Raw genomic sequence first — 17,947 nt, forward strand, 5'->3', positions numbered from 1 at the left:
CGTTCAGGCAAGCCATGCCCGTGCCTTGGGCTTGCCATAGTAGCGCGGCACGTCCAGCGGCGAGGGGCGTTGTCACGCCAGAAGGAGTGTTCATGATCGTTCGTTTGCTCGTTGCCGCCGCGTTGCTCGCCGGTCCCGCCATCGCGCAGGACAGCAAGCAGGCCCAGGATGCCGACCAGAGCGGCCCGCCCAAGCGGGTGCGCAGCATCCTGCTCTACGGCAAGGAGGAGTGCCCCAAGCCGCAGAACGAGGACGAGATCGTGGTCTGCGCCAGTGGCGGCGAATCGCCCTATCGCATTCCCAAGGAATTCCGGAACCAGCGCAAGGACGACGCCGCGTCGCAGGCCTGGACCAACCGGGTCGAGATGGTCGAGGAAGTCAACCGCGCCGGCCTGCCGAACAGCTGCTCGCCGGTGGGCACGGGCGGCCAGACCGGCTGCACCCGCTCGGCGATCCGCCAATGGTATCAGGAGCGCCTGGAGCAGAAGGCCAAGGACGCGGCGATTCCCTGAGGCTTCCAATTCCTCCCCGAGCTTGCCTCGGGGAGGAATTTTTGGAGCTTACTGCCCGAAGCCCGCTTCCCCGGCCTGCCGCACGGCTTCCCGCGCCGCGGCGAACAGCGCACCCGCCTTGGCCTCGCATTCGCGTTGCTCATATTCCGGCACGCTGTCCGCGACGATCCCCGCACCGGCCTGGACGTGCATCACCCCGTCCTTCACCAGCGCGGTGCGCAGCACGATGCAGCTGTCCATCGATCCGTCGGGCGAGAAATAGCCGACGCCGCCCGCATAGGGCCCGCGCGTCTCCTGCTCGAGCTCGGCGATGACCTCGCAGGCCCGCACCTTGGGGGCGCCGCTCACCGTGCCCGCCGGGAAGCCGGCGAACAGCGCGTCGAGCGCGTCCTTGCCCGGCGCCAGCTTGCCGACCACGTTCGAGACGATGTGCATGACGTGGCTGTAGAACTCGACCGTGTAGCTGTCGGTCACCTTCACGCTGCCCGCCTCGGCCACCCGGCCGACATCGTTGCGGCCCAGGTCGAGCAGCATCAGATGCTCGGCGCATTCCTTGGGATCGGCGAGCAGGCTGGCGCGGTTCTCCTCGTCCTCGGCCGCGGTCTTGCCGCGCGGACGGGTGCCGGCGATCGGCCGGATCGTGACTTCGTTGTCGCGCACCCGCACCAGGATCTCGGGGCTCGAGCCGGTCAGCGCGAAGCCCGGCAGGTCGAGATGATAGAGGAAGGGCGAAGGGTTGATCCGCCGCAGCGCGCGATAGAGCTCGAACGGCGGCAGCGCGAACGGCGTGGTGAAGCGCTGGGCCAGCACCACCTGGAAGATGTCGCCGGCCGAGATGTACTCCTTCGCCGCCGCGACCATCTCGCCATAGCGGCCGGGGCGCAGCACCGGGGTGAGCTCCACCGCGGCGGGCTCGGCACGGACCGGGGCGGGCAGGGGCGCGCTGGCGAGCTGTGCCGCGACTGCCTCGATCCGCTCGGCTGACAGGTCGACATCGCCGTCCGGCCACACCGGGGCGACGAGGAACAGCGCATCGGCGAGCCGGTCGAACACCAGCACCACCGTGGGGCGCACGAACATCATGTCGGGCACGCCGATCGGGTTCTCGGGCGGGCGCGGCAGCTTCTCGACCAGCCCGACCGTCTCGTAGCTGAAATAGCCGACGAGGCATGCCAGCGCGCGCGGCAGCTCGGGCGGCACGTCGGTGCGGCAGCGGCCGGCCAGTGCCCGCAGCGCGTCGAGCGCGGGCTCGGCGCAGGGCTTGAAGGCGTGGCGATCGGTCAGCCATTCGGCGTTGATCGCCGCCTCGTTGCCGGTCGCGCGGAAGACGAGGTCGGGGGCCAGGCCGATCAGGCTGTGACGCCCGCGGATCGAACCGCCCTCGACCGATTCCAGCAGGAAATCGCCGCGGCCCGGCTCGATCAGCTTCAATGCGGCGGCGACCGGAGTCTCCGTGTCCGCGATCTGGCGCCGCCACAGCAGCGCCGGCCGCCCCGCGGCATGTGCCGCGCGGGCGGCTTCCAGACCCTCGATCACGTGCTTAGCGGACGCCCTGGCGGGTCAGGTCCGCGCGGAGGCGGGCGATCGCCGCCTCGTTGCGGGTGACCTTCACGTCGGCACGGATCGCGCGGATGAACTCGCGGGCATATTCCGCGGGGATCTGCTGCTCCAGCGCGCTGCGCATCCCGGCCATGGCCATGGCGTCGCCCGAGGCGTCATGCGGCTCCACCTTGTCGAGCCAGACGATGTAGAAGCCATCGCGATTGGGAGCTTCGAGCATGCGCGCCTTCTTCGGCTGCATGCTGAAGGCCATCTTGATGAACTGCTCCTTGTCCGCGATTTCCTTGCGCTGGAAGTCGAACGGCTTGGCCGGCGGACCCTTGGCACCGGCATCGGCCAGCGCCTTGTCCATCGGCACGCCCTTGTCGAGCGCGGCGACCACCTGGGTGGCGATGACCTTGGCCTTCTCCAGCGCCTTGTCGAGCAGATAGTCGCGCTGGACCTGCTCGCGGATGCTGGCGAGCGCGCGCGGCGCGGCCTGGACGAGCTTGTCGAGCGTCAGGATCGCGAAGCCGCCCTCGGGCGAGGTCTGGACGATCTGCGGCTCGTCGCCGACATTCTCCATCGCGAAGCCGCCGCGCATGATCGCGACGATCGCCGGATCGGGCTTATAGGCTTCGTTGTCCGGATCGGTGCCGGTGGCAGTGAGCGCCGGGGTGACCTGCGCGGTCAGCTTGGCGTCGCCGAGCAGCTCGGCGAAGTTCTTGCCGTCGCCCACGCCGTCCTCGATCTTCTGGCGGAGATCCGCCAGCGCCTGCGCGGTCTTGCGCTGGGTGATCTCGGTCGAGAGCTCCTCGCGCGCCTGGTCGAGCGACTTGGCGGCGATCTTCTCGATCTTCTCGACGACCAGGATGTGCCAGCCGAGCTGCGACTTGATCGGACCGATCACGCCGCCCTGCGCCGCGGCGAAGGCGGCATCGGCGATCGCCGCGGTGGTCTGGCGGGCCAGCTCGGGCTTCTGGACGCCTTCGAAGTTGCTCGCATCGAGGCCGGCGGCCTTGGCGGCGTCGGCGAGGGGCTTGCCGCCCTTCACTTCGCCGGCGATCTTGTTGGCGGTCGCCTGATCGAGCACGACGAGCTGGCGCACGCCCCGCTTCTCGGTCGCGGCATAGCGGGTGCCGGCCTTCTTGTAGGCGTCGGCGATCTCCGCTTCGCTCGCGGTCTGCTGTGCGCGGATCTGGTCGATCGACACGGTCGCATAGCGGACGACGCGGCGCTGCGGCACCAGGTAGCGGGCGCGGTGGCTCACATAATAGGCGTTGAGGGTCTTGTCGTCGGGAAGCGGCGGGCGCTCCATCGCGGCGGTGTTGACCATGCCGATCAGGCCGCTGCGGCGCTCGAGCAGCAGCGAGGCATAGGGCGCGACCACGCCGTTGGGCACGTCGGTGCCGACCGTGGCGCGGTTGACCAGCCAGTTGCCGAAGCGCTCGCGCAGCATGCTGTCGCGGAAGACCGCGGGGGCGATGCGGTTGTCGGCGAGCAGCTTCTCGAAGACCTGCTGGCTGAACTTGCCGTCGATGCCGGCGAAGCTCGGGTTGCTGGCGATGTCGGTGTCGATCAGCTTCTTCGATACCTGCATGCCGGACTTGCGGGCGAATTCCACCAGCGCGGCCTGGTTGACCATCTCGTCGATCGCGACGTCGAGCCCGCCCTGGGCGAGGAACTGCTCCATCGTCACGTTCTGGCCCTGCTGCTGCAGGCTGCGCAGGAAACGCTCGATGCGGTCCTTCACTTCGGTGTCGGAGATCTTCTGCCCGCCCACGGTCGCCAGCGTGCTGTTCGACGCGCCGCTCGCGCCGTTGCGGATGCCGGTGATGTCACCCGCGGCAAAGGCGATGGCGATGAGGCCGAGGAACAGGAACACCGCGATCAGGCCGTAGCGCGACTTGGTGAAATTGCGGAAGAAGCTGAGCATGAAGCGCCGATCGTTGGAATGGTTTGCCCGGTGCTTTAGGGCCCTCATTCGCCGCCATCAAGCTTGTGCGAACGTCGCCGCCTGCTATCCGCAACCGAAATAAACAAAATCGGAGGTTGGGGTGATGCGGCGCAAGCTGGTGGCTGGGAACTGGAAGATGCACGGGCTGCGCGCGCAGCTGCCGGAGGTCGAGGCGATCGCGGCTGCGGCTGCGGCGAACCCGTCGGTCGATGTGGCGCTCTGCGTACCCTATACGCTGATCCACCCGGCGGTGCAGGTCGCGGGCAGCCTGCCGATCGGCGCGCAGGACCTGCATGAGGCCGACAAGGGCGCGCATACCGGCTGCATCTCCGCGCCGATGCTGGTGGAGGAGGGGGCGACCCTCACCATCGTCGGCCATAGCGAGCGCCGCGGCGACCAGCACGAGACCAGCCACGATGCCTATATGAAGGCTGCCGCCGCGCACCGGCACGGGCTCAAGGTGATCCTGTGCTGCGGCGAGCTGGAGGCCGAGCGCGCGGCGGGGCGGGCCGAGCGCATCGTCCAGTCGCAGATCGAGAAGTCGCTGCCCGACGATGCCGATCCGAGCTGGCTGACTCTCGCCTATGAGCCGCGCTGGGCGATCGGCACCGGCAAGACCCCGACGCCCGACGAGATCGTCTCGATGCACGCGATCCTTCGCGCCAAGCTGCGCATGATGATCGGCGAGGAGAAGGCGGAGGGCATCCGCATCCTCTATGGCGGCTCGGTGACCGGCGCCAATGCCGCGCAGATCCTGGCGCTCGACAATGTCGATGGCGCGCTGGTCGGCGGCGCGAGCCTGACCGCCGAGAAGTTCGTGCCGATCATCGAGGGCGCTGCGTCGGTTTCCTGACCTCGCCGAGAGTAAGGAACGCAGTCGCGCCCGAAAGCGCGGCTGCGGCGGCGCCGACCAGTGCGCCTGTGTGGAAGGCGCTGACCAGCCCTTCGCCTGCCGCCGCGATCACCGCGCCGGCAATGGCGGTGGCGATCAGCCCGCCGGTGCGCGCGATCGCGCTGTTGAAGCCCGAGGCCGTGCCGGTATGCGTCTCGTCGACCGAGGCGAGCACCGCAGTGGTCAGCGGCGCGGCGACGCTGGCCATGCCGATCGCGATGGCCAGCGCACCGGGGAAGACCGAGGTCCAATAGGGCGCGTCCTCATCCACCAGCAGCAAGAGCGCGAAGCCGATCGCGACGATCATCGGGCCGATGGTCAGCGGCCAGCGCGGCCCCACTTTGGCGGTGATCCTGCCCATGATCCGCGAGGCGATCCCCATGCCGAGCGGCATCGGCAGCAGCGCGAAGCCGGCATGGAGCGCGGAATAGCCGCCCGCCTGGATCAGCACATAGGGCAGGAGCAGCAGCACGCCGCCGAGGGCGCCGTAGAGCAGGAAGGTGAGCAGGGTCAGCCCGGCAAAGGCGCGCGAGCCGAACATCGCGACCGGCATCATCGCCCGGTCGCCGCGGCGATGCTCGACCCACAGGAACAGGCCGATGGCGGCCAGTCCCGCCGCGAGCCCGATCGCCACGGTCGCGTCGATCGCGTGATGGCTCGACCAGAGCGTGAGTGCCCAGGTGACGGCGCCCAGCGCCAGCGTGGCGGTGAACGCGCCCGGCAGGTCGAGCGGCAGGTCGCCTTCCGAGCTTTCCTCCACGTAGAAGAGCGCGATGCCGATCGCGACGAGCGCGACGGGCAGGTTGACGTAGAAGATCGCGCGCCAGCCGATCGCGTCGACCAGCCAGCCACCGAGCGGCGGGCCGACTGCGCCGGCGATCGCGCCGACGCCGGCCCAGGTGCCGATCGCCTTGCCGCGCGCCTCGCCGGTAAAGGCGTGGCCCAGCGTCGCCAGGCTGTTGGGCAGCAGGATCGCCGCGCCGATGCCCTGCAGCGCGCGTGCGGCGAGCAGCAGCGTCAGGTCGGCGGCGACCGCGCAGGCGACCGACGCCACCGTGAACAGGGCGATGCCGAGGACCAGCAGCTTGCGCCGCCCGAAATGGTCCCCCGCCGCGCCGCCGATCAGCAGCAGCGCCGAGAGCGGCAGCATGTACGCGTTGATCGTCCATTGCAGCTCGGCCGGCGTGGCGCGCAGGTCGGCCCCGATCGCGGGCAGCGCGACATTGGTCACCGATCCGTCGATGAACGCCAGGCTGGATGCCAGGATGCAGGCGGTAAGGGTCAGATTGGGATGCTTGGCCGCCATGGCGCATGGGTAGCAGAGCCCGGCACCGGCGGGGAAGGGTGGACCCAAGGATAGGCCGGCTCCACCCGAGGAATACGGTAATCTACTGAAATTGCGCAAAATCCGCATCGTTCGGCGCCGCGGCCGAGGGGGGCTTTGCTATAAAACCGATATGCCGAAGCTTCCGCTTCCTGCCGGCACCCTCGACAGCGAGCGGAATCAAGCGATTCTGGTCGAGCAGTTTCGCGCCCTGCGCAAGCAGGTGCCGCTGATGTACGCGATGATGTTCGTCGATTCGGCGTTCCTCGCCTTCGCGGCCCATGGCACGGTCAGCCCCTGGCTGGACCTGGGGATCCCGGCGGCGCTGGCGTTGCTGTCCGCCCTGCGCGCGGCCTTCTGGCTGCGCCGCCGCAGCTTCCTGCCCAGGCCGGAACAGATTCCCCAATATCTGCGCGGGACGATGATCATCTCGGCCGTGCTCAGCCTGGGATTTGGCGGCTGGGGTCTGGTCCTCTTCGCGGAGGGCGACCTGGTCCGCCGGGTCTGCATTGCGCTGTACATCTTCATCGGTGCGATCAGCTGCTGCTACTGCCTCCAGGCGCTCCCGCGGGCCGGCCAGTCGGTGCTGCTCTTCGGCGCGGCGCCGGTAACCGCCTGCCTGCTCTTCTCCGACGACTGGTTCCTGCGCGGGCTGGGCTTCAACATGGTGGTGGTGGCGATCGTCGTCCTGTGGATGACGCGCACCAACCATGCCGGCTTCATCGAGATGCTCACCTCGCGCACGCACATGGCGGCCGAACAGCTCCGCGCGGTGGGCGCCGAGCAGCGCGCGCACGACCTGGCCTATCACGATCCGCTGACCGGCCTGCCCAATCGCCGTGCGCTGGCCGAGGCGCTGGAGCGCCGGCTCGCGCCCGAAGGCGATGGCGCGCCGCTCGGCCTGCTGATCATCGACCTCGATCGCTTCAAGTCGATCAACGACGTGCACGGCCATCCCGCGGGCGACCAGCTGCTGCGCGACGTCGCCTTGCGGCTCGATGCGACGGTCGGTGCCTGCGGCGCTAGCTACCGGCTGGGCGGCGACGAGTTCGCGGTGATCGTCGACGGCGATGTCGAAGGCGCGCGCCGTACGGCCCATGGCATCGTCCATGCGATGCAGAAGCCCTTTTCCGGGGCCGAGCTCGTCCACCATATCGGCGCCAGCGTCGGCATCTCGCTCTATCCCCAGGACGCACTCGATCTCGACACGCTGATGCGCCGGGCCGACATCGCGCTGTACAAGGCCAAGCAGCTCGGCCGGGGCCAGCACTGCGCCTTCGAGCCGATGCTGGACGCCGAGATCCGCCGCCGCGCCGAGATCGAGCGCGAGATGCGCGAGGCGGTGGAGCGCGATGCCTTCGTGCCCTATTACCAGCCGATCGTCGATCTGCGCAGCGGCGCGGTGGTCGGCTATGAGCTGCTCGCGCGCTGGGATCGCAGCGACGGCGCGGCGATCGGTCCCGAGCTGTTCATCCCGATCGCCGAGGAATGCGGGCTGATCGACACGCTGATGCTCCGCCTGCTGCGCCGCGCCTGCCGCGAGACGCGCGACTGGGAAGTGCCGATCGCGATCAACGTCTCGCCGACCCAGCTCAAGGACCCCTGGTTCAGCCAGAAGCTGCTCGGCGTGCTGATCCGCGAGCATTTCCCCGCGCGGCTGCTCACCATCGAGATCACCGAGAACGCGCTGATCGTCGATGCGCAGAGCGCGCAGGAGGCGATAGAGTCGTTACGCAACCAAGGCGTCCAGCTCGCCCTCGACGATTTCGGCACCGGCTATTCCTCGCTCCAGCATCTCCAGATGCTGCCGTTCGACCGGTTGAAGATCGACCGGTCCTTCGTCACCTCGATGGACCGCGATCCGCAGGCGCTGAAGCTGATCCTGGCGATCATCGCGCTCGCCACCACGCTCGAGCTGCCGGTGGTCGCCGAGGGCATCGAGTCGCGCGCGATCGCGGAGACGCTCGCCAGGCTGGGCTGCGCGATGGGGCAGGGCTATCTCTACGGCCATCCGATGTCCGCGGCGGACATCGAGGCGATGCGGAGCGCGACCGCGGCCTGAGGGGCCTTTCGCACGGCGCCCACCCGGCATAGCATGGCGCGGTTCACGGGAGGGTCCGATGCCGCTTCTCGCCTGGTTCGCCTGCTTGCTCGCCCTGGTCGCCATGCCCGCTGCCGCCGGCACGCTCGAGCATCGACGGATCGATGCCGCCAGCCTCAGGGACAATGCCGCCGGCCTGCCGAGCGCGCGCGGTGTCACCGTCTATCTGCCCGAAGGCTATGCGGTGTCCCCGGCGAAGCGCTTCCCGGTGCTCTATTACCTTACCAATTTCTTCGAGGACGACCGGGCGCCCTGGGCGAACAACGGTGCGCAGGCGCTGTTCGACGCGGCGATCGCGAACAAGGTGATCGCCGGGGTGATCGTGGTGACGGTGGACTGCACCACCCCGGCGGGCGGCTCCTGGTACGTCAATTCGCCGGTGACCGGTAACTGGGAGGATTTCGTCAGCCGCGAGCTGATTGCCTGGATCGACGGACGCTACCGCACGCTGGCCTCGCCCAATTCGCGCGGCATCGCCGGAGACCGGATGGGCGGGCATGGCGCGATCCGGCTGGCGATGCGGCACCCGGAGGTCTTCGGCGCCGTCTATGCGCTCCATCCGATCGGCGCGGGGCCGGGGCTACAGACCATGTTCTCGCGTCCCAACTGGCAGCTGCTCCAGGACGCCAAGGCGTTCGAGGATCTGCGCGGCGACGGCTTCTCGCTGATCTTCACCTCGATCTTCCAGGCGCATCTGCCGAGCACAAGCCGCGCGCCGCTGTTCTTCGATCCGCCGGCACGGCTGGCACAGGGCCGGCTGGAGGTTGATCCGGCGCTGACCGAGAAGCTCAACGCCAGCTTCTTCCTCGAACGCCAGGTTCCGGCGCACGCCGCCAACCTCAAGCGCCTGCGCGGTTTCATGTTCGACTGGGGGCGGGGCGACACCAACCCCGATCACATCATTTCCCTCCAGGCCTTCGCGCGGACGCTCGACGCATTCGGCGTGCCCTATGAAGCGGAGGAATATCGCGGCGGCTGGGGGGATCGCCACTGGGGCGAGGACGGACGCATCTACACCGAGATGCTGCCGTTCTTTGCGCGGAAGCTGGTGTTCCAGGGCAACTAACTCCCCTCCCTGGAAGATAGGGGGAATGCTCGCGATACGGAAAAGGCCCGGCGATACGGTGTCCGCATCGCCGGGCCTCTACCTACCCCTCGACTGCCTCCCCTCCAGGGAGAGAAAGGGGAAGCTTACCGCCCGTAGCGGTCCTTCAACACCTTCCACACGGCGCGCAGGCTCACCGCCTCGGCGCCCTTGGGGCGGCCGGGCTTGTGGCTGCCGTTCCAGCAGAAGATGTCGAGATGCGCCCACTGCGCCTTCTCGGGCACGAATTCCTTGAGGAACAGCGCCGCGGTCAGCGCGCCGCCGAAGGGCGCCTCGGCCGCATTGACCATGTCGGCCACGTCGGACTTCAGCATCTCCTTGTACGGATCGTAGAGCGGCAGGCGCCACATCGGATCCGCCTCGGTCTCCGCCGCGGCCATCAGCTCGCTCGCCAGCGTGTCGTCATTGGCGAACAGCGCCTGGAGATCGGCACCCAGCGCGACGCGGGCGGCGCCGGTCAGCGTCGCATAGTCGATCACCAGCTCGGGGGTCTTCTCCTCGGCCTTGGTCAGCGCGTCGGCGAGGATCAGGCGGCCCTCGGCGTCCGTGTTGCTGTTCTCGACCGTGATGCCCTTGCGCGAGCGCATGATGTCGCCCGGGCGCGTCGCCTCGCCGTTGATCGAGTTCTCGACCGCGGGGACGAGCATGTGCAGCCGCACCGGCAGGCGTGACGACATGATCAGCTCGGCCGTGGCCAGCGCATGCGCTGCGCCGCCCATGTCCTTCTTCATCAGGCGCATGCCCGAGGCCGGCTTGATGTCGAGGCCGCCGGAATCGAAGCAGACGCCCTTGCCGATGATCGCGATCTTCGGATGCTCCGGATTGCCCCATTCGATCTCGATCAGCCGCGGCTCGCGGCCCTTGCCGGCGGCCTTGCCGACTGCCCAGAGCAGGCCATAGCCCTTCTCGACCTCGTCGCCCTTCACCACGGTCAGCTGGCCGCCATAGGCCTTGACCAGATCGGCGGCGGCGGCCTCGAGATCGGCCGGGCCCATGTCGTTGGCACCGGTATTGATGCGGTCGCGCAGCTTGTAGGTGGCATTGGCGATGCGCACCGCTTCCTCGATCCGGGCGACGTCGCTGGTCAGCAGCACGCGCGGGCCGGTCGGGGTCTTCTCGTCCTTCTTGTAGGTATCGAACTTGTACTGGGCGACGAGCCAGCCATGGATCGCCTTGCCGGGCTCGACGCCCTCGACGCGGTAGCTGCCCTCGGGCAGCGTCTCGGCCAGCTTGGCCAGGCACCAGGGCGAGAGCTTCTCGGCATTGGCGACCACGCTCACCACCGACCAGTCCTCAGCACCGTCGCCGGGCAGGATCGCGCTCGAATAGGCGCTGGGCGTCAGTTTCTGCGCGGCGGCCGCGGTGCGGTGGCGCGGCGGCTGGGCGGCGAGCCAGGCATCGAAGCCCTTGGCGTCGATCACGTGGATGGTGCGGGCGGACTGGCCCTTGTCGGGCTGAACGAGCGTGTTGGGATCAGACATGGAAGATGATCTAGGTAATGGGAACCGCGAGGGCTAGGCCTTTTGCGTTTCCCAAAATCGTCATCCGCAAATCCGTCGCCCCGACGAAAGTCGGGATCTCAGGCGAAGGTGCGAGACAAGAGCCGCACGAGATCCCGGCTTTCGCCGGGGTGACGGCAGCCACATGAATTTTCGTTCATGATGGAACGGTATCGTTTCGAAACCGGTTCTCGAAGGTCCGTGGGCTACAGGGAGCAGGCGATGACCGATACGCGCTACGAAGGGGAGCGGATTCCCTATCTCGAGCCGGTGGAGCCCGCCCCCCGACGCCGCAGCATCGCTGCAATGATGGTCGGCGGCCTCATCGCCCTGATCGGTCTGGTCCTCGCCGTCGGCGGTGCCTGGCTCGCGGTACTGGGCGGTTCGCTCTATTACCTGGTCACCGGCGGGCTGATGCTCTGGTCGGGCGTGCTGCTCCTCCGCGGGCGGATGAGCGGTGGCTGGCTCTATCTCGCCATCGTCATCGCCAGCGTGTTCTGGGCGTGGTGGGAAGCCGGTGCCAATCCCTGGGCGCAGGTGCCGCGCGTGATCGCGCCGGTGGTGCTGGCCATCGCGGTGATCCTGATCCTGCCGACCATGACGCCCGCGCCTGGCAAATGGCGGCTGGCGCTGGGGGGTGTCGCAGTTACGCTAGTGCTTGGCATTATCAACTTCTGGGCCGCCGCCGCCGGCATGCCCAACCCCGTGATGGCCGGCCTGCCCGCGCCGGGCACATCGGGCATGCTCGATCCCTCGGGCCAGCAGACCGGCGCCGACTGGCCCGTCTATGGCGGCACCACCAGCGCCCGGCGCTATTCGCCGCTCGTCCAGATCACCCCAGCCAATGTCTCGAAGCTCAAGCAGGTGTGGCTCACCCATACCGGCGACCTGCCGAGCTCGCCGATGATCCGGAAGACCTATGGCGCAGAGAACACCCCGCTCAAGGTGGGCGACAGCCTCTACATCTGCACGCCGAAGAACATCCTGATCGCGCTCGATGCCGCCACCGGCATGGAGAAATGGCGCTACGATCCCAAGGTGCCCGACGACGCGATCCCCTACACCGCGGCCTGTCGCGGCGTGGTCTATCATGCAATCCCGAACGCCCCGGCGACCCAGGCCTGTGCGACCCGCATCATCGAAGGTACGCTCGACGCGCGGCTGATCGCGGTCGATGCGAAGAACGGCAAGCCCTGCGCCGATTTCGGCACCAACGGCCAGGTCGATGCCAAGATCGGCATGGGCAAGGTCCCGGCCGGCTTTGTCTCGATCAACTCGCCGCCCACGCTGGTCCGCGGCGTGCTGGTCACCGGCCACCAGGTGCTCGACGGGCAGGACCGCTGGGCCCCCTCCGGTGTCATTCAAGGCTTTGACGTCGTCACCGGCCAGCTGCGCTGGGCGTGGGACATGATGCATCCGAGCTGGAATGGCGCGCCGCCCGCGGGCCAGGAATGGGCGCGGGGCACGCCGAACATGTGGACGCTGGCGAGCGGCGACGAGCAGCTCGGGCTGGTCTATCTGCCGATGGGCAATGCCGCTGCCGATTATTACTCGTCGCTGCGCCGGCCGGAGGAGAATTTCTACGCCACCTCGCTGGTCGCGCTCGACGTGACCACCGGCAAGCCGCGCTGGCGCTTCCAGGCGGTGCGCAACGACGTGTGGGACTATGATTTCGGCGCCCAGGCGACCCTGGTCGATTACAAGGGGGCGCCAGCGCTGGTGCTGCCGTCCAAGCAGGGCGACATCTACATCCTCGATCGCCGCACCGGCCAGCCGCTGACTCCCGTCGGCGAGATGAAGGTGCCCGGCGGCGGCGTCGAGCCGCAGCAGCGTGCCGCCACCCAGCGCGTCTCGCTCTGGCATACGCTGCGCAAGCCCGACCTGACCGAGCGGGACATGTGGGGCATGTCGCCGATCGACCAGATGCTCTGCCGCATCCAGTTCCGCCGGGCGAGCTACAAGGGCTTCTTCACCCCGCCCGAAGCCAGTCGCCATTCGATCGAATATCCCGGCTATAATGGCGGCACCGATTGGGGCGGCATCGCGGTCGATCCGCAGCGCGGGGTGATCGTCGCCAATTACAACGACATGCCCAACTATGTCCGGCTGGTGCCGCGGGCGGAGGCCGACAAGCTCGGCTGGGCACCCCGCGACCAGGCCCGTGGCAAGATCGGCGGCGCGGAAGGCGCGGGCGATCCTCAGGCCAACACGCCCTATGCGATCAACGTCAATGCCGGCTGGCGGATGCCGTTCACCGGGCTGCTCTGCAAGCAGCCGCCTTATGGTGGGATCCGCGCGATCGACATGGCGAGCGGCAAGACGATCTGGGACCGCCCCTTAGGCGAGGCGCGCACCAATGGGCCGTTCGGCATCCCCTCGATGCTGCCGGTGAGCATCGGCACGCCCAACAATGGCGGCTCGGTAGTCACCGCCGGCGGGCTGATCTTCGTGGCGGCCGCGACGGACAACCTCATCCGCGCGATCGACCTCAAGACCGGCAAGACGCTGTGGAAGGCAGTGCTCCCGGCCGGCGGCCAGGCGACCCCGATCACCTATGAGGCGAACGGGAAACAGTATCTGGTGATCTATGCCGGCGGGCATCACTTCATGGAGACGCCGGTGGGCGACGAGGTGGTGGCCTATGCGTTGCCTTGAACTCAAACCCAAATCGTCATCCCGGCGAAAGCCGGGATGACGATCAGGAGGCGGGATGACGGCTATTGGGGATTCGCCCTCACATAATCGATGAACGCCCGCAGCGGCGCCGGCACCAGCCGTCGTCCCGGATAGTATAGGAACGGCCCCGGGAAGCTCTCCCACCAGTCCTCCAGCACCGGCACCAGCGCGCCGCTGGCGAAGCTGGGCTTGAGCCAGTCCTCGAACAGGCAGACGATGCCGCTGTTCGCCGCCGCGACGTCGAGCAGCAGGTCGATCGCGCTGCCGACGGTGACGATCAGCGCGGGCGGCGGCTCGACCACCAGGATTTCGCCGTCCTTCTCGAACTCCCAGGGGATCAGGCGCCCGCTCTCGAACCGGCCGCGCAGGCAGCGATGGTCGAGCAGGTCGCGCGGATGCCCGGGCGTACCGTGTTTGGCCAGATACGCTGGAGCGGCGCCGGCGGCGAAGCGCTGGATACGCGGGCCGATCGGAACCGCGATCATGTCCTGCTCCAGCCGCTCGTCATAGCGGATGCCGGCGTCGCAGCCGGCCGCGAGCAGATCGACGAAATTGTCCTGCGCGACGATCTCGACCTGGATCTCGGGATAGGCGGCCAGGAAACCGGGCAGGATCGCCGGCAGCACGATCCGCGCCGCACCGATCGGCACGTTGAGCTTGAGCGTGCCCGCCGGCCGGTCGCGAAAAATGTTGACCACGTCGAGCGCGGCCTCGACCTCGCCCAGCGCCGGGGCGAGCCGCTCGATCAGCCGGGCCCCCGCCTCGGTCGGCGCGACGCTGCGGGTAGTGCGATTGAGCAGGCGCACGCCCAGCCGCGCCTCCAGCCGCCGCACCGCCTCGCTGAGTCCCGAGGCGCTGGCGCCGGTTGCCCGCGCGGCATCGCGAAAGCCGCCGGCCCGGGCTACCGAGAGGAACGCGTTCAGTTCGCCGAGGTCGAGTTCCATTGTTCGAAATTCCGCACGGCCCGTGCAGATTGTGCCTGATTATCGAGCGATACCGCAAGCCTTAGATGGGTGTCGTGCTTCGAGACTGGAGAATGACGATGACCGACTTTCCGATGACCTATCAGTTGGGCGACCGCACCGTGAACCGGGTCGGCTATGGCGCGATGCAGCTTGCCGGCCCGGGCGTGTTCGGCCCGCCGCGCGACCATGATCAGGCGCTGGCGGTGCTGCGCGAGGCGGTGGCGTCGGGCGTCAATCATATCGACACCAGCGACTTCTATGGCCCGCACGTCACCAACAGGCTGATCCGCGAGGCGCTGCACCCCTATCCGGACGATCTGGTGATCGTCACCAAGGTCGGCGCGCGGCGCGGCGAGGATGCTGCCTGGCTGCCCGCCTGGACGCCCGACGAGATCGAGTCGGCGGTGCACGACAACCTGACCAATCTCGGCATCGAGGCGGTCGACGTGGTCAATCTGCGCATCATGGGCGACATCCACGCCCCCAGCGAGGGGCCGATCGCCCCGCAGTTCGAGCGGCTGGCGCGGCTGCGCGAGCAGGGGCTGATCCGTCACCTGGGCTTGAGCAACGCGACGGCCAGGCAGGTCGAGGAAGCCCGCGGCATCGCGCCGGTGGTCTGCGTGCAGAACCAGTACAATCTCGCCCACCGCGAGGACCAGGCACTGCTCGATACGCTGGCAGAGGCGGGGATCGCCTATGTGCCCTTCTTCCCCCTGGGCGGCTTCTCGCCGATCCAGTCGGGCACGCTCGACGACGTGGCGAAGGGGCTGGGCGCCACCCCGATGCAGGTCGCGCTCGCCTGGCTGCTCCAGCGCTCGCCCAATCTCCTGCTGATCCCGGGCACCTCGTCGCTCGGCCATCTGCGCGAGAACCTGGCGGTGCGCGACATCCGGCTGCCGGCCGAGGCGGTGAAGACGTTGGATGGGATCGCCGGCTAGCGGCCGATCGCCTTCACCTTCGGCGCGCACATCGCGATCGCGCGATCGACCATGAAGCTCAGGCGATCGCGCGCCAGGGCGAGCTCGGCCGGGTCCAGTCCCCGGTCGAGCGTCTCGAAGTTGAGATAGGCGAGCCCGTGCAGGACGGCATAGTTGGAGAGCGACCCGTCGCTCGCCACCACGCGCTCCTGCACCACGTTGAAATCGGCGCCGACCATCGCGTCGCGGCAGTAGGCGTCGCCGGGCGGGTTGCGGGCGAGATGGGTGGCGAAGGCGACGGTGTCGTCATCGTCGAACGGATATGCCTTCGAAACCGACGGACTCGGGTTCAGCGTGTCGTCGCAATAGCGGATCGAGATGATTCCGCTGCCCTCCGGATCGCCCTTGTTGCACCGCGAGCCCGCAGTTTCGAATCCCTTCGCGTTGGTATGCAGCGCAATGATCGGCCAGGCGCCGCGGGCAAGGTCGGCGAGGATGCGGTGGGCATAGCCGGGCAGGGCGGTGTCGAAATTACGATTGGGGTCTACCGGCTTGCCGTAATCGACCGCGTTGTTGAGCCGCTTCCCGTCGTCGCCCGGCGACACGCCGGAATCGACCGCGATCAGCACCCCGCCATATTTGCGGACCGCGGCGAGCCCCGCCTCGAACCCGGCATTCTCGTTGTCATGGGGCACGAAGAACAACGGGCCCTTGGGGTGCTTGGTATTGGCGATCCGCCACAGCCGCCAGCGTGCGCGCTCCTCGCGGAAGGTGAGTTCCGATACGTGCAGTCCCTGCCACTCCACCGGATCGCGGTGCCGGGCGAAATCATCGTCCTGCACGGTCAGCGGATCGATCGGCCGCACCGTTACCGCATCGGGCGACGGGGAGGCGCTGAACAGCGCCGCGGCGGCGAGGGCGAGAAGACGCATCAATCCCTCGGCTGCACCAGGAACTGCTCGAACTTCCCCTCATAGCCGGGCTCGGCATAGGTGATCGCGATCAGCTTGCGGCCATCGGCATAGGCGATCTGGTAGTTGCGGTTGACGAAACCGCCGCGCAGCCGCGGTTTGCCGAGCGCGGTGAAGCTCACCGGATCGCCGAGTGGGGCGAGGCTGGCGTGATAGTCCTCGGTCGCCTGGGGCGTGAAATAATAGGCGGCATCCTCGGTCAGCTTGGTGCGGTCGAGCCTGCCGCCGCGCAGCTGGTCGAATACGATCTTCGCCAACTGGTCGCGCGCCTCGTCGACGGTCAGCGGCCGCATTGGCGGCGGGGCCGCGGGGAGCAGCAGATCGGTGATCCCCCCGGTGATCGCATCCTGGGCGCCGCCGAAATCGGCGTTGACCAGCGCGACCACGGCGAAGCGCTTCTTGGGGATGACGAAATTGTCGGAAAGGAAGCCAACCGCCTCGCCGCCATGCTCGACGGTGCGGATGCCGTCGCGCCCGCCTAGCGACACGCCCAGGCCGTAACGGGTGTTGGTGCCGTTCGCGAGCAGCACCGGAGTCTCCTGTGCCTCCCAATCCTCCGGGCTCAGGATCTTGCGGTCGATCCGGGCGATGTCCCACTTGGCCAGGTCGCTGGCCGACATGGCGAGCTCGCCCGCCGCCCAAAGCCAGCCATGCGCCGCCGGCGTCGCAGCGCGGACCGGGCCGAGCGCGAAGCGGTGATTGCCCTGCGGGAAGCCCTTGCCCACCGCATAGTCCTGATCCATCGCGTCGATGCCGAGCGGCTTGAGGATCTTCTTCTGGAGATAGTCGAGCAGCTTCATGCCCGACGCCTTCTCTATGATCATGCCGGCGACGACATAGCCGGTGTTCGAATATTGCCAGGCGGTGCCCGGCGCGAAATCCAGCGGCTTCTTCGCCCAGCGGTCGACGATCTGCTGCGGGGTGACCGGCTTGCGCATCGCTGCGAAGTCATAGTCCTGCGGCCAGTAATCCTGGATGCCGGCGGTGTGGCTGAGCAGCTGGCGGATGGTGATCTGGTCGGCGTCGGTGATGTCTGGCACCCATTTCGACACCTTGTCGTCGAGGCTCAGCTTGCCCTCGCCCTCAAGCAGCAGGATCGCCGCCGAGGTGAACTGCTTGGATATCGACGCGATCTGGTACTTCGCCGCCGGGCTCGTGGCCTTCATGCCCGGGCCCTGGTCGCCATAGGCCCTGGCGAACACGATCTTGCCGTCCCGCACGATCGCGACCGAGGCGGACGGCACGCCGGAGGACTTGAGCGCATCGGCGACGATGGTGTCGACCTTGGCGGTCTCGTCCGCGCTGAGCTGCTGCGCGGCGGCGGGGGTGGTGATCAGAAGGGCGGCGGCAAGGGCGGGACGGAACATCGGGCCTCCGGAATGGAACGGCGCGAGCTTAGGACAGGGATTCCCTATCGTCATCCCCTCCGCTCCCACAGCTGTTGTCTCGACCCCTTTCCGTCATCCCAGCGAAAGCCGGGATCTCGTGC

At 68.2% G+C, this 17,947-nt stretch carries 13 protein-coding genes; 6 read left to right on the top strand and 7 right to left on the bottom strand.

Going from position 1 to position 17,947, the window contains the following annotated elements:
- The first annotated feature begins 92 nt into the window (after window positions 1-92).
- Entirely contained in the window at window positions 93-512 is a 420-nt protein-coding gene (locus GGR46_RS04505; protein WP_183994940.1) for a hypothetical protein, read from the top strand.
- 48 nt (window positions 513-560) lie between these two features.
- Here GGR46_RS04505 and trpE read toward each other — a convergent pair whose 3' ends face one another.
- A complete protein-coding gene (gene trpE, locus GGR46_RS04510; protein ID WP_183996740.1) occupies window positions 561-2,045 on the bottom strand; it encodes an anthranilate synthase component I in 1,485 nt (494 codons plus the stop codon).
- Between the two features lie 7 nt (window positions 2,046-2,052).
- On the bottom strand, window positions 2,053-3,987 hold the full coding sequence (locus GGR46_RS04515; RefSeq protein ID WP_183994942.1) for a peptidylprolyl isomerase: 1,935 nt from the start codon (window positions 3,985-3,987) through the stop codon (window positions 2,053-2,055).
- A 121-nt stretch (window positions 3,988-4,108) separates the two neighbouring features.
- Here GGR46_RS04515 and tpiA point away from each other — a divergent pair, with 121 nt between their 5' ends.
- On the top strand, window positions 4,109-4,861 hold the full coding sequence (gene tpiA, locus GGR46_RS04520; protein WP_183994944.1) for a triose-phosphate isomerase: 753 nt from the start codon (window positions 4,109-4,111) through the stop codon (window positions 4,859-4,861).
- Here tpiA and GGR46_RS04525 read toward each other — a convergent pair.
- Window positions 4,833-6,206, bottom strand: a complete 1,374-nt coding sequence (locus GGR46_RS04525; RefSeq protein WP_183994946.1) for an MFS transporter — start codon at window positions 6,204-6,206, stop codon at window positions 4,833-4,835. The genes tpiA and GGR46_RS04525 overlap by 29 nt on opposite strands.
- A gap of 151 nt (window positions 6,207-6,357) precedes the next feature.
- Here GGR46_RS04525 and GGR46_RS04530 point away from each other — a divergent pair, with 151 nt between their 5' ends.
- Together GGR46_RS04530 and GGR46_RS04535 are read left to right on the top strand one after the other, a co-directional pair.
- Complete coding sequence (locus GGR46_RS04530) at window positions 6,358-8,286, top strand: putative bifunctional diguanylate cyclase/phosphodiesterase (RefSeq protein WP_183994948.1); 1,929 nt, start codon at window positions 6,358-6,360, stop codon at window positions 8,284-8,286.
- A gap of 58 nt (window positions 8,287-8,344) precedes the next feature.
- Window positions 8,345-9,391: an alpha/beta hydrolase gene (locus GGR46_RS04535; RefSeq protein ID WP_183994950.1), complete on the top strand. Its 1,047-nt coding sequence runs from the start codon at window positions 8,345-8,347 to the stop codon at window positions 9,389-9,391.
- A gap of 125 nt (window positions 9,392-9,516) precedes the next feature.
- On the opposite strand, the gene GGR46_RS04540 is transcribed toward GGR46_RS04535, so the two are convergent.
- Entirely contained in the window at window positions 9,517-10,911 is a 1,395-nt protein-coding gene (locus GGR46_RS04540; protein WP_183994952.1) for a leucyl aminopeptidase family protein, read from the bottom strand.
- Window positions 10,912-11,151: 240 nt separating this feature from the next.
- Here GGR46_RS04540 and GGR46_RS04545 point away from each other — a divergent pair, with 240 nt between their 5' ends.
- Complete coding sequence (locus GGR46_RS04545) at window positions 11,152-13,584, top strand: membrane-bound PQQ-dependent dehydrogenase, glucose/quinate/shikimate family (RefSeq protein ID WP_183994954.1); 2,433 nt, start codon at window positions 11,152-11,154, stop codon at window positions 13,582-13,584.
- A gap of 62 nt (window positions 13,585-13,646) precedes the next feature.
- Here the strand turns inward: GGR46_RS04545 and GGR46_RS04550 are convergent, their stop codons facing one another.
- Window positions 13,647-14,549, bottom strand: a complete 903-nt coding sequence (locus GGR46_RS04550; protein ID WP_183994956.1) for a LysR family transcriptional regulator — start codon at window positions 14,547-14,549, stop codon at window positions 13,647-13,649.
- A gap of 98 nt (window positions 14,550-14,647) precedes the next feature.
- On the opposite strand from GGR46_RS04550, the gene GGR46_RS04555 reads away from it, so the two are divergent.
- Entirely contained in the window at window positions 14,648-15,508 is an 861-nt protein-coding gene (locus GGR46_RS04555) for an aldo/keto reductase family oxidoreductase (protein ID WP_246425892.1), read from the top strand.
- Here GGR46_RS04555 and GGR46_RS04560 read toward each other — a convergent pair.
- Both GGR46_RS04560 and GGR46_RS04565 read right to left on the bottom strand, forming a co-directional pair.
- A complete protein-coding gene (locus GGR46_RS04560; RefSeq protein WP_183994960.1) occupies window positions 15,505-16,419 on the bottom strand; it encodes a hypothetical protein in 915 nt (304 codons plus the stop codon). The two genes, GGR46_RS04555 and GGR46_RS04560, sit on opposite strands and share 4 nt — an antisense overlap.
- The gene (locus GGR46_RS04565; protein ID WP_183994962.1) at window positions 16,419-17,825 is read right to left on the bottom strand and encodes a serine hydrolase domain-containing protein; all 1,407 of its coding nucleotides are present in this window, start codon (window positions 17,823-17,825) and stop codon (window positions 16,419-16,421) included. The genes GGR46_RS04560 and GGR46_RS04565 overlap by 1 nt, the downstream gene beginning before the upstream one ends.
- Between the last annotated feature and the right edge of the window lie 122 nt (window positions 17,826-17,947).

It is taken from the genome of Sphingomonas kyeonggiensis (genome assembly GCF_014196745.1).
In the GTDB taxonomy this organism is placed as follows: domain Bacteria; phylum Pseudomonadota; class Alphaproteobacteria; order Sphingomonadales; family Sphingomonadaceae; genus Sphingomonas; species Sphingomonas kyeonggiensis.